This is a genomic window from uncultured Helcococcus sp. (genome assembly GCF_946998255.1).
Lineage (GTDB): Bacteria > Bacillota > Clostridia > Tissierellales > Peptoniphilaceae > Helcococcus.
Genome location: NZ_CAMPYN010000037.1, coordinates 1 through 12495, shown reverse-complemented (window position 1 = coordinate 12495; position 12495 = coordinate 1). Strand labels below are relative to the sequence as shown.

General features: G+C 31.5%; 12 protein-coding genes. 11 read left to right on the top strand and 1 reads right to left on the bottom strand.

Features of this window, described 5'->3' with window-relative positions; all coding sequences use genetic code 11:
* Positions 1–16: 16 nt before the first annotated feature.
* From scpB to Q0U66_RS04170, 9 genes are all read left to right on the top strand, one after another.
* Entirely contained in the window at positions 17–568 is a 552-nt protein-coding gene (gene scpB / locus Q0U66_RS04210) for an SMC-Scp complex subunit ScpB (RefSeq protein ID WP_297377776.1), read from the top strand.
* On the top strand, positions 558–1250 hold the full coding sequence (locus Q0U66_RS04205; RefSeq protein ID WP_297377773.1) for a pseudouridine synthase: 693 nt from the start codon (positions 558–560) through the stop codon (positions 1248–1250). Before scpB ends, Q0U66_RS04205 begins: the two co-directional genes overlap by 11 nt.
* 8 nt (positions 1251–1258) lie before the next feature.
* Positions 1259–1912: a (d)CMP kinase gene (gene cmk, locus Q0U66_RS04200; protein WP_297377771.1), complete on the top strand. Its 654-nt coding sequence runs from the start codon at positions 1259–1261 to the stop codon at positions 1910–1912.
* On the top strand, positions 1902–2483 hold the full coding sequence (locus Q0U66_RS04195) for a 1-acyl-sn-glycerol-3-phosphate acyltransferase (protein WP_297377769.1): 582 nt from the start codon (positions 1902–1904) through the stop codon (positions 2481–2483). Before cmk ends, Q0U66_RS04195 begins: the two co-directional genes overlap by 11 nt.
* 85 nt (positions 2484–2568) lie before the next feature.
* Positions 2569–3789, top strand: a complete 1221-nt coding sequence (gene rpsA, locus Q0U66_RS04190) for a 30S ribosomal protein S1 (RefSeq protein ID WP_297377767.1) — start codon at positions 2569–2571, stop codon at positions 3787–3789.
* Positions 3790–3870: 81 nt separating this feature from the next.
* Positions 3871–4821 (top strand): DMT family transporter, encoded by a 951-nt coding sequence (locus Q0U66_RS04185; RefSeq protein WP_297377765.1) that lies wholly within the window; start codon positions 3871–3873, stop codon positions 4819–4821.
* Positions 4808–7426 carry a DNA mismatch repair protein MutS gene (mutS, locus tag Q0U66_RS04180; RefSeq protein ID WP_297377763.1) on the top strand — a complete coding sequence of 873 codons (2619 nt, stop codon included), beginning with the start codon at positions 4808–4810 and terminating at the stop codon, positions 7424–7426. The genes Q0U66_RS04185 and mutS overlap by 14 nt, the downstream gene beginning before the upstream one ends.
* The gene (gene mutL / locus Q0U66_RS04175) at positions 7419–9272 is read left to right on the top strand and encodes a DNA mismatch repair endonuclease MutL (RefSeq protein WP_297377761.1); all 1854 of its coding nucleotides are present in this window, start codon (positions 7419–7421) and stop codon (positions 9270–9272) included. Before mutS ends, mutL begins: the two co-directional genes overlap by 8 nt.
* Before the next feature lie 8 nt (positions 9273–9280).
* Positions 9281–9664 carry a DUF5301 domain-containing protein gene (locus Q0U66_RS04170; RefSeq protein WP_297377759.1) on the top strand — a complete coding sequence of 128 codons (384 nt, stop codon included), beginning with the start codon at positions 9281–9283 and terminating at the stop codon, positions 9662–9664.
* A 42-nt stretch (positions 9665–9706) separates the two neighbouring features.
* Here the strand turns inward: Q0U66_RS04170 and Q0U66_RS04165 are convergent, their stop codons facing one another.
* Positions 9707–11017: an MATE family efflux transporter gene (locus Q0U66_RS04165; RefSeq protein ID WP_297377757.1), complete on the bottom strand. Its 1311-nt coding sequence runs from the start codon at positions 11015–11017 to the stop codon at positions 9707–9709.
* Positions 11018–11159: 142 nt separating this feature from the next.
* Between Q0U66_RS04165 and miaA the strand changes: the two genes are divergently transcribed.
* Together miaA and Q0U66_RS04155 are read left to right on the top strand one after the other, a co-directional pair.
* Positions 11160–12068 carry a tRNA (adenosine(37)-N6)-dimethylallyltransferase MiaA gene (miaA, locus tag Q0U66_RS04160; protein WP_297377756.1) on the top strand — a complete coding sequence of 303 codons (909 nt, stop codon included), beginning with the start codon at positions 11160–11162 and terminating at the stop codon, positions 12066–12068.
* Positions 12069–12241: 173 nt separating this feature from the next.
* Positions 12242–12495, top strand: a 254-nt coding sequence (locus tag Q0U66_RS04155) for a metalloregulator ArsR/SmtB family transcription factor (protein ID WP_297377754.1), incomplete at its 3' end; no start/stop codon positions are given.

The following is a 12495-nucleotide window of genomic DNA, read 5'->3' as shown; positions in this document are numbered from 1 at the left end:
GATGAGGAGGTGACCAATGACAAATAGGGAACTTAAATCAATAGTTGAGGCCATTTTATTTGCTTGGTCAGAGCCCTTACATATTGATGAGCTAATGAAAATCATTGACCAAGACAAGAGAACTACCCGCAGCATTTTGAAAGAACTTCAAGATGAGTTTGACCACTACAGACGTGGTATTGTAATCAATGAAAGAGATGATCATTTTCAAATGTCGACAAGGAAAGAACACCAGGAATACTTGGCAAAATTGATCAAGCAAAGTAATAAAAAAATTAGCAATTCATCCATGGAAGTTTTGGCTATCATAGCCTATAAACAACCAGTAACAAGGGTTGAGATTGACAATATAAGAGGGGTGAAGTCTTATTCCTCTATTGATACCTTAAAGGCTAAAAACCTCATAAAAGAAGTGGGCAAGGCCGATACCATTGGTAAGCCAATCCTTTATGCCACAACTAATGAATTTTTAAGGGCCTTTGACTTGTCAAGTCTTGCAGAATTACCAAGCATTGATAACCTAGACAAGTTAGATTTGGATTTAGAATATGACTATGATGAGAATTAATAAGTTTATTTCTAAGTCTGGTGTAGCATCTAGGAGAAAGGCTGATGAACTAGTCCAGCAGGGTTTTATAACTATAAATGATGAAATAATTGATACTCCAGGGGCTAAAGTTGACTTAGACAAGGATGTAGTAAAGTATAAGGGTCAGATTATAAAACCTCTAGACGATAAATACTATTTCCTATTAAATAAGCCTGTGGGATATGCTTGCACCAATAGTAAAAAATTTGATGATAAGATTATTTTTGACCTAATAGATATAGACACTAAGCTTTTTTCCATAGGAAGACTAGATAAGGATTCTAGGGGATTGATCATGATTACTAATGATGGAAATATCTATAACAAGGTGATTCATCCAAGATCAGAATTATTTAAAACATATTTAGTTAGAATAGATAAAAGATTTTTATCAAGACACAAAGAAGTTCTGGAAAAAGGTGTAGATATAGGGGGCTATATAACCCAGCCATGTATCATAAACATACTTGGAGATAAAACTATTGAAATAAAAATAAAAGAGGGCAAAAACAGACAAATACGTCGTATGTTTGCTTCTTTAAATTATAAGGTAGTCGACTTAAATAGGATTAAGATAGGTGATATTTCCCTAGACGGTATAGACTTAGGTAAATACAGAAATATGACCGATAAAGAGATTAATTATTTGAAAAATTTATAGGAGTAGCTATGTATAAATCAATAGCCATAGATGGCCCGGCCGGAGCTGGTAAATCAACAATTGCAAAAAGATTGTCTGAGGAGATAGGATTCAATTACTTAGACACAGGAGCTATGTATAGAAGTTATACATATTATTTTTTAGCTAACAATATTGATATAAATGATGAAGAATTGATTAATTCTAAATTAGATGATATCAATCTTTCTATTGAAGATAATAAGTTTTATTTAGATGGGAAAGACATCATCAAGGAAATACGTAGCGAGCAAGTTACTAAAAATGTTTCTTTAGTTTCATCTTATAGAAGGGTTCGAGAAAAGTTAGTTGAAATGCAAAGAAAAATTGCAAAACAATCGAATATTATCCTTGATGGTAGGGACATAGGATCACATGTTTTGAAAGATGCAAGCATCAAATTTTTTTTAACAGCAAGTGCTGAAGAAAGAGCTAGAAGAAGACTTCAAGATAGTAAAGAAACCAACCAAGACTTTGAAGCTGTATTGGCAGATATAAAAAGAAGGGATGAGTTTGATTCAACAAGGGAAATAACTCCTCTTAAACAAGCAGATGATGCCATACTTATAGATAGCACAGACTTATCTGAAGATGGGGTAATTGACCTGATGAAGCAATACCTGGAGCAAAATCATGTTATATAAGATATTAAAACCCATAGTAAAATTGCTATTAAAAATCTTTTTCAGATATGAAGAAGTAAATAAGCCAAAAGACATTGGAAATCAAAGATTGATTGTTTGTGCTAACCATATGAGCTGGTTAGATCCTATATTGCTAATAGCTTCTTTTGATAAGAGAATATATTTTATGGCCAAAAAAGAATTATTCCAAAATAAATTTATGGCTATGTTCTATAAGTCTATAGGAGCCTTTCCAATTGACAGGCACGGACTTGATAGGGAAGCTTTGAAAAAAGCTGAAGAAGTTTTAGAAAATGAAGAAGTTTTAGGAATATTTCCAGAAGGCACAAGAATCAAAAAGAAAGAAGATATATCTAGAGAAAATTTCAACAATGGTATTGCTATGTTGGCAGCAAGAGGTAATGCCAATATATTACCAATTAGGATAAAAGGAAATTACAAGCCATTCAAAAAAATGCAAGTCATCTATACTGACATAGTTGATATAAATAAGGTTGAAGGACAATCAAGAAAAGAACGCTATAAAAATATAGTAGATCAAGTTTATGAAAAAATATATATAAAAGCTTGAAAAATGTTGCAATTTGCAAGTTTTTATTATACAATATAAAAAAGTATGATTAAATCATATTTTAAAAGTAGGAGGAAGTCAATTAATGGACAATTTAACAAACCAAGAATTTATGGAACAAGTAGAAGAAAGCATGGTAAAGATTTACCCAAAAGATATAGTTAAGGGTGAAGTACTTGCAGTAAAAGAAGATGAAGTATATGTAGATATTCACTACCGTGCTGATGGAATTATCAAAAAGGATGAAATGTCAGAAGAAGAAGCTGAAAATCCTTTAGATGCATTCGAAGTTGGACAAGAAATCGATGTTTATGTTATTAAACTAGATGATGGTGAAGGTAATGTAGCCTTATCAACTTCAAGAGTTGCTGGATTAAAAAACTGGAAGAAACTAGTTGGAAAATTTGAAAACGAAGAAATCGTTGAAGCATCTGTTTACGGATCAAACTCAGGTGGACTTTTAGTAAAAGTTATGGGTATTAACGGTTTTATACCAGCATCACAAATCACAACTTATTTCGTAAAAAACTTTAAACAATTTGAAGGACAAACTCTTGATGCAAAGATTATGTCTTTAGATGAAAAGAAGAAGAGATTAGTATTATCTAGTCGTGTACTTCAAGAAGAAAAACTAGATGAGGTTTGGGAAAAACTAGAACCAGAAGCAGTAGTTACTGGTAAGGTTGTTCGTATGGTAGACTTCGGTGCTTTTGTTGACTTAGGTGGAGTTGATGGATTAATTCATATTTCAGATATTTCATGGGAAAGAATCGACCAACCATCAGAAGTATTAAATGTTGGTGATGAAGTTGAAGTTAAGATCCTAAAAGCTAACAGAGAAAAGAACAGAGTATCATTAGGATTAAAACAATTACAAGAAAAACCTTTTGAAAAGTTTGAAAATGAATACAAAGTTGGAGATGTTGTTGAAGGTGAAGTAGTTAACCTATTAGACTTTGGTGCATTCGTAAGAATAGCTTCAGGTGTTGAAGGTTTAATCCACGTTTCACAAATATCACCAGAACACGTTGAAAAACCATCAGACGTATTGAACATTGGCGATAAGATTGAAGTTAAGATTTTAGAAATCAATCCAGAAGAAAGGAGAATTTCTCTAAGTAGAAGAGCTTTAATTGAACCTGAAAAACCAGTTCAAGAAGAAAAGAAAGCTGAAAGAAAACCAGCTCCTAAGAAAAAAGCTCCTCAAAGAGAAGAAGCTCCAAGCCAAGATTCATTCGGATCAAACTTAGGTGACTTATTAGAATTAAAATTAGAAGATGAAGAAAACACATCTGACGAAGAATAATCACTAAGACTCCTTCAATAGGAGTCTTTTTTTATTTTAAAATACCTATGATATAATTATCTTATATATTTGGAGGTAAAATTGAGAGAATTAATTAAAGATAAAAAGTGGGCTTATATTATTTCCATTTTTTGTACATTTTTATGGGGATCAGCCTTTCCAACAGTTAAATTAACTTACAGAGAACTGGGGATTCAAGCTGGAGACACTAGCGAAATGATCCTAGTTGCAGGTATCAGATTTTTCCTAGCGGGTTTATTAGTTGTATTTATAATGTCATTTTTAGATAAGAAAAATTTACACCAATTAAAGACTAATTTTCCATATTTATTGAAACTTGGACTTATTGTTGTTACCTTTGGTTATTTATTTTTCTATGTAGCTACAGGAAATACATCTGGTATGAAGTCAGCCTTGATTTCATCATCCTCAACATTTTTTGTAGTTATTTTTTCTCATTATTTATTAGGAGAAGAATTTACAAAATACAAGTTAATAGCTATTTTATTTGGAATATTAGGAATTATAATCACAAATGTCGACAAGGGATTCGACTTTAACTTTACAATAAAGGGTGAAGGCTTTATGCTTATAAACTCGATATTAGGCGCCTTATCAACCATTTATGTAAAGAAACATGGTAAGGGAATATCTCCATTTGCCTCTTCTGCCGGTCAATTTTTATATGGCGGATTTTTACTTATGGTAATCGGATTTATCCTATCCAATAGGGTAATGGATTTTACATTCCTTTCAGTAGTTTTAATCATTTATGCAGCCTTGATATCATCAGTAGCTTTTTCACTATGGTATATCATCCTGCAAGAATACAAGGCATCTGAAATAGCATTCTTAAGATTATTTATACCATTCTTTGGTACCTTTTTAAGTGCCCTAGTATTGGGAGAAAGTCTAAATCCATATATTATTCTAGGTTTAATTTTAGTTATAATTGGAATAGTTATTATAAACAAGACAAGTGATGCAAAAGTTAGAGGGACGATAATTAGAGGTGAAGATGTTAATAGATAAGATTGACCAATCAAAATTAACACCAATGATGAAGCAATACATTGAAATCAAAAACCAATACAGGGACCTAATTCTTTTTTACAGGTTGGGAGACTTTTACGAAATGTTTTTTGATGATGCTTTGATTGCTGCTAAAGAATTAGAACTAGTACTTACCGGCAGGGATGCAGGCTTAGATGAAAGAGTACCTATGGCAGGAGTTCCACACCATTCTTCCAATCCTTATATAAATAGGCTGGTAGAAAAGGGATATAAGATTGGTATAGTAGAACAGCTTGAAGACCCAGCTACAGCCAAGGGAATTGTAAAAAGAAATGTTGTGAAGATTGTTTCTCCTGGTACTATGTTAGATTTAGAAGGCAAGGAAAAGGATAACAACTTTCTACTTGCACTTTATGGAGACAAGCATTCTTATGGTATTTCATACCTAGATATCACTACAGGAGAATTTAAGACTACAGAAATATTAAATTCAGCCAATATAGAAAGAGACTTGCTGGACTTTATAGTGAAAATAAATCCCAAGGAAATAGTTTTATCTGAAAAGCTAGCATTTAAAAATTTAGAATCCTATATAAGTCAAAAAAACATTTACCTAACTTATGTAGACTTGGATTCTTTAGATCTAAAAGCCTATATGACTAAGATAAATAAAAAAGTAAAAAACTTTAACAAGACTTTTTTTGCTGACAAGTATTTTTCCTTGGTTTCCATTAGTCTTTTACTAGACTACATCTATTCCTTTAGAGAAGATAAGCTAGAACATATCGATGATATTGAATATATCAATACTAAGGTCTTTATGAAACTTGATGCTTCTACTAGAGAAAATTTGGAAATCCATAAAAACTTAAATGATAATTCAAGGAAAAACTCCTTGTTTCATGTGCTTGATTTAGCTGAGACACCTATGGGATCTAGGAAGATAAATTCCTGGTTAGAATTTCCTCTGCTAGATAAGGACCATATAAATCGTAGGTTGGATATTGTCGATTTCTTATATACTAAGCAAGACCTGTCTAGGAATCTTGATGAGATATTGAATCAAATTTATGATATAGAAAGACTCTTGTCTAAGATTTCATATAGGAATGCTAATGCTAGAGATTTATTATTGTTAAAAAATTCCATAGAAAATCTACCTAAATTTAAGTCCTTACTTGAAGAATCAAACTTCAAAGGATTTGAAAATTTATCTAACAATTTTGATACTTTAGAGGACTTACATGACCTCATAGATCAGGCTATAGTCGACAATCCTCCTATACAGATAAGTGAGGGTGGGCTTATAAAAGCAGGCTATAGTGAAGAATTGGACCAGTTAAGGACTTCATCTGTAAGAGGTAAGGAATTAATGGTCGAATATGAAGTCGAACAGAAGAAAAAGACGGGCATACCAAAACTAAAAATATCCTACAATAAAAATGTGGGCTATTATATAGAAATTACAAATTCTTACCTTGATAAGGTACCTGAAGACTATACCAGAAGGCAAACCTTGAAAAATAGTGAAAGATATATTACAACTTATCTAAATGAATTGTCAGATATGATTTTAGGTAGCCAATCAGAAGTGGAGGACTTAGAATATCAATTGTTTAATGATATCAGACAAACTATATCAGAAGCATCTACTCGTATCAAGGCAACAACAGATACTATTTCAACAATTGATGCCTTAAATTCCTTTGCTAAGGTTGCATTAAATAACGATTATACTAGGCCAATATTCAACAATAAAAACTATATTAGTATTTCTGAGGGTAGACACCCAGTTGTTGAACTAAGTTTAGGTTCAAATGCCTTTATTGCTAATGATGCCGAAATTGGGAAAAATAACAAGACCTTCCAGATAATCACCGGGCCTAATATGGCCGGTAAATCGACCTATATGAGGCAATTAGCCTTGATACTATTGATGGGTCAGATTGGATCTTTTGTGCCCGCTAAGGCCGCAGATATTTCAATTTCAGATGCTATATTCACTAGGATAGGGGCATCAGACAACCTGGCCAAGGGTGATTCCACCTTTATGGTTGAGATGAATGAAATGTCCAATATTATAAAAAATGCTGGAGAGAATTCCTTTATCATTCTTGATGAAGTTGGTAGGGGAACAGGGACCAATGATGGATATTCAATAGCCAAATCCATAGTTGAATATATAACTAAACACAACAAGTCAAAGACCTTGTTTGCTACCCACTACCACGAGCTAACATCCCTAGAAGATGAAATCCCATCACTGGAAAATCTTAAGGTAGAAATAGAAGAAAAAGATGGGGATATAATCTTTTTAAGAAAAATTATTAGAGGTAAGACTGATAAGTCATATGGTATAGAAGTAGCTAAATTAGCAGGTTTACCTAGTGAAATAATAGCAAGGGCCAAACATATCTTAGAAAATATAGACCTAAGGCCAGAGATTGCTAGTGATGGACAAATTAGTATGAATTTTGAAGAAAGTCCTAAATATAATACATTGGAAACAGAAATACTTTTACATGAACTAAAAGATATAGATATAAACAACATAACGGGTATTCAAGCCTTAGAAAAACTTGAATCCTTAATGAAAAAGGCAAAGGATATTTATAATGATTAATCTCCTATCAAATGATACCATTCAAAAAATAGCTGCTGGTGAAGTTATAGAAAGACCAGCTTCTATAGTCAAGGAACTAGTAGAAAACTCAATAGATGCGGGGGCTGAAAATATATCTGTAGAAATCATCGATGGTGGTAAGTCATACATCAGGGTAAGTGATGATGGTCACGGTATAAAATCCGATGAAATAGAATTGGCTTTCACTAGACATGCTACATCTAAGATTAAAGAATTTGACGACTTGTATTCAAGCTTTTCTATGGGCTTTCGTGGTGAAGCCTTGGCTTCAATCATTGCTGTATCAAAGGTCACAGTCAAAACGAAGAATGTAGATGAAGATCTAGCTAGTCATGTTGAATTTGACAACAACAAGATTGTGGAAAATAAATCTATAGCCATGAATAATGGTACAAGTATAGAAGTTTTTGATTTATTCAAATATATACCTGTCAGACAAAAGTTTTTATCATCTGACTTAAGTGAGGCAAATAAAATAACCCAGCTTATGTATATATTTGCTATAGGAAATCCACATATTTCTTTTACCTATATAAGGAATAATAGGGAAGTATTCAAGACTTCAAATAAGTCTTCAAGAGATATAAACTATGAAACCATGTTTGGTAAGGACTTTATAGAAAATTCAATTGATTTAAGCTTTGAATCAAACCACTACAAGGTAAATGCCCTTGTTTCGAATAATAAGATTTACAAGGGAAATAGGTCCATGCAATTTGTATATGTAAATGGACGATATATTGAAAATAAGGATATTGCAGATAGCATAGAAAGAGCTTATAGCAATCTTATACCTAGTGGAAGGTTTCCTCTCTATGATATCAAAATAGAGGTAGATCCTAGCCTGATAGATGTCAACATTCATCCAAACAAGCAAAGGATTAAATTCTCCTACCTGGATGAATTAACCGATGTACTTTATAAAAATATTTATGATGGTTTAATGGAAGCTAATCTTCCGAAAAATATTAAAAAGTTAGAAAAAGAAGATAAACTCATTTCCTTTTATGATCTTAACCAAGGCGATGGATATAAGCAGGTTTTAGATGCTTATAAAGAGCCTGCTGATGTAAAAGATTATCAAAGAAAAGAAAATGAACAGCTTGAAAACTTTTTTGAAGGTGATTCTGAAAAAATTGATGATTTTGGAGATTTTGAGGATCATACAGATTTCACTTGGCCAAATATGGTTAGTGAATATGAAAGCCTTGAAGTCTATGATAATAACACAGCTACAGGTGAAGAAGAAAATATTCAAATTTCTTTTGACTTAGACAATGAAGATATAAAGGCTATTATCTTTAATCGTTATATACTTATAGAAGATTTTAAGAATGATCAGTTGAAGATAGTTGATATAAATAGGGCCAAGCAAAAACTTATATATGAGTCAAGTGTGGATAATAAGGAAAATATCAGCCAAGACTTATTGAAACCTATTATAGTAAATCTTTCAAATAGTGAATTAAATATATTTGAGGAAAATAAAAATTTATTCAATGACTTAGGCTATGATATAGACCTCTTCGATGAGTCTTCAATAGCTATAAGGTCAATTCCATATTATTTTGACCAGCCATCAAATATTGAAAACTTTAAAAGTCTTTTAGATGATATAAGTTCATATGAAAAAGATAGGAAGGGCAAGATTTTAAGGTCTTCAATAGCCATGGCATCATCAGGAGCAAACAATTTAAGCCTTGACCAATGCCAAGTCCTTATAAAGGAACTAAGCAAGCTTGAAAATCCTTACACAACTGAAAATGGTCAAAATATAATATATAATTTGTCTAGGGATGAGTTTATAAATATATTAAATAAATAGGAGAATTTATGAAAAAAATTATTAGTCTTATATGTACAGGCCTACTTATGGTTTTAGTACTTACAGGATGTACAAGTAAAAAGGTAAAATTAAAATTAGCCGACATGCAAGGACCAGATACAAAAATATCATTAGATGGTAAAGAATATAGTGAAAATAAAGAAGAATTTTTCAAGATCTTAGAAGATGTAGATAATTATAAAGGGTCTTCTGTAAATGAAACTCCAGTAAATATAGATAAATACCACACATTTGTAATCAAAAATGATGATAAAGAAAAACACTTACATCTTTATACGAAGAAAAATATAGTAGGTAAATACTATATAGAAATACCGTATGAAGGTATTTGGGAGATTGATGAAAATCTTTATGAAAAATTAATAGACTAAGCAAAAATGAGTGTTTAAGAAAAACTTAAACACTCATTTATATTAAGATAATCTTCTTACTTTATTTAATAAGAATAATGATACTAATAAAGTTAATAATTCTGATGCAAACAAGGCATACCATATGCTATGGTATGAAAATATGATTGGTATAAGGATTATAGATACGCTTATACTTATATAGCCTCGGAGGGCGGATATAATAAATTCATATTTTGGTCTTTTTATAGCTGTTAAATAACCGCCAATCCCTATATTAAAACCTAAAACTAAAAATCCTAAGCTAAATATTCTTAAAGCATGGATAGAAAATTTTATAAATTCTACATCATCACTCTTGAAAAATAATCCAAACACTTGGCCTGGGAATATTTGTATCAAGGTAAATATCAATACACCGGCTGTAGCTACAGTAACAAGCATATATCTTTTTAACCTATTTACTACACCATATTCCTTAGCCCCATAAAAGTATGAGGTCAATGGTTGGGCACTTTGGTTTATAGCTAGCATGGTATTTACCACTAGGCTAAGCACATAAGCCAAGACTGAGAATGTAGTCAATCCTATTTCTCCATAGCTATCTCCTAAGGCGTTATTAAACATCAATATAATAAAGCCTGTAGATAATTCTGTAAGAGATGCAGGGATTCCATAAATAAATATTTCTTTTAAGTTACCTAATCTTAACTTAAATTTGGTCAATCGTAATTTCGCCCTTTTTGACCTAAAGTAAATCATATACCCAATACATGGTAGGGTTTGGGCTATGCCAGTTGCGATAGCAGCCCCCTTTACACCATAGTCATATATAAAGATAAAGACATAGTCTAAGACTATATTTGTCAAGGCTGAAACTACCATAAACACTATAGTAAGCTGGGGACTACCATCAGCCTTTACCATAATTTCAAAGATATAGGTCATTATAAAAAATGTACTAAAGAATATAATTACTGATAGGTAATCCTTAACCAAGTCTTTTATAGAATCTGTTGCTCCCAAGATATCCACCAATAAATCTAGATTAAAATAAGACACTAAAGTAAGTATGATAGAAATACTTAGGGATAAAAATAAGCCTATAGTAAAGGCTTCATCAGCTTTTTCCTTATCTTGCCTACCCAAATAATAGGTAATGATATTTGAACTACCTATGGATATAAGCATAGATACAGCAAATAAAAGAGCCACATAAGGCATGGCGACATTGACAGCTGATAGGGCATGACTACCAACCCCTTGGCCAACAAAGATACCATCTATCATAGTATAGGTTGAAAATAATACCATGGTTGCCAAGGTTGGTAACAAGTATTTTAAATATGTTTTGAATAAATTAGTTTTTGTCATTTAACTTCCTTTTTTATGTAAATTTTAACATATAATGTATTATAGACTGCTGAATATCAAAGGTCAAGGATAGGGGATGGGTCAAGAAACTTTGTAAAGATATTACAGGATAATTAATGTTATAATAGTTTTAGGAGATGATATGAAAAAAGTAATTATAATAGCTGGTCCTACAGCAGTAGGTAAGTCTGACCTTGCTATCAAACTTGCAAAAAAATTGAATACTGAAATTGTATCAGCTGATTCCATGCAAATATATAGGAAAATGGATATAGGTACAGCTAAAATCAAAGAAGAAGAAATGGATGGAATAGTCCACCACATGATTGATATAGTGGATCCTTGTGAAAATTATTCTGTGCAAAATTTTCAAAATCAGGCCTATGAAATATTTGATCAAATCTTCGAAAAAGATATGATCCCAATAGTAGTAGGAGGGACAGGTCTTTATATTGACTCTTTAGTATATGACTATGACTTTTTAAATGTAAAGCCTGACTATAAGCTTAGAAAAGAGCTTGAAGACCAATATAAAAAATACCCTGAAAGTCTTTTAGACCAGGTAAGAGATATAGATGTTGACCTATATAAAAATATAAACCTAAATGATATGAAAAAGATGATAAGGATCATTGAAGTTTATAAATTGGCTGGTAAAAAAATAAACTATGATAGAAAAAATTTAAACGAAGATATAGACTATAGGCTTTTTGTTTTAACTGATGATAGGAAAGTACTTTATGATAGGATAAATAAAAGAGTAGATCAAATGATAGACCAAGGCTTGATAGAAGAAGTGCAAGGTCTATTAGATGAAGGCCTAGAGAAAAATGTCCAGTCCTTAAAGGCAATTGGCTATAGGGAAGTCATCCCTTATTTAGAAGGTCAATATAGTAAGGAAGAAATGATAGAGCTTATAAAAAGAAATTCTAGACGCTATGCTAAGAGACAATTAACCTGGTTTAGGAGAAATGAATATTCAAATTGGATTGATATATCTAAAGAAGAATTTAATAGTGCTGATAAAATAATAGATCATATAAGATTATGAAAAATTTTATTTATATAACCTTCTGATTAGCTTGAAGAAATACTAATCAGAAGGTTTTTTATACAAAAAACTATCAGAAATAAAAATTAATGCAAGTGTATTGACATTAAAAAAAATAAATAGTAAAATAACAGTATAAATGAACGATTGTTCATACGTTCATCGGAGGTTCTATGAATAATATAGATAAAATAAAAAAAGCAAAAGAGTCTTTGCCTATTGATGAAGATATTTATGACTTAGCAGATTTTTATAAAATGTTCTCAGATTCTACTAGATTAAAAATACTTTTAACGCTTGGAAAAGGAGAGCTATGTGTCTCAGATATTTCAAAAGTACTTGATATGGGACAATCTGCTATAAGTCACCAATTAAGACTTTTAAAACAGGCAAGGCTTGTTAGAAACAGAAGAGATGGAAAGGTCAT

Excerpts from the sequence above, each read along its gene's own strand:
- scpB (WP_297377776.1), top strand. The coding sequence starts at position 17 with ATGACAAATAGGGAACTTAAATCAATAGTTGAGGCCATTTTATTTGCT.
- Q0U66_RS04205 (WP_297377773.1), top strand. The coding sequence starts at position 558 with ATGAGAATTAATAAGTTTATTTCTAAGTCTGGTGTAGCATCTAGGAGA.
- cmk (WP_297377771.1), top strand. The coding sequence starts at position 1,259 with ATGTATAAATCAATAGCCATAGATGGCCCGGCCGGAGCTGGTAAATCA.
- Q0U66_RS04195 (WP_297377769.1), top strand. The coding sequence starts at position 1,902 with ATGTTATATAAGATATTAAAACCCATAGTAAAATTGCTATTAAAAATC.
- rpsA (WP_297377767.1), top strand. The coding sequence starts at position 2,569 with ATGGACAATTTAACAAACCAAGAATTTATGGAACAAGTAGAAGAAAGC.
- mutS (WP_297377763.1), top strand. The coding sequence starts at position 4,808 with ATGTTAATAGATAAGATTGACCAATCAAAATTAACACCAATGATGAAG.
- mutL (WP_297377761.1), top strand. The coding sequence starts at position 7,419 with ATGATTAATCTCCTATCAAATGATACCATTCAAAAAATAGCTGCTGGT.
- Q0U66_RS04170 (WP_297377759.1), top strand. The coding sequence starts at position 9,281 with ATGAAAAAAATTATTAGTCTTATATGTACAGGCCTACTTATGGTTTTA.
- Q0U66_RS04165 (WP_297377757.1), bottom strand. The coding sequence starts at position 11,017 with ATGACAAAAACTAATTTATTCAAAACATATTTAAAATACTTGTTACCA.
- miaA (WP_297377756.1), top strand. The coding sequence starts at position 11,160 with ATGAAAAAAGTAATTATAATAGCTGGTCCTACAGCAGTAGGTAAGTCT.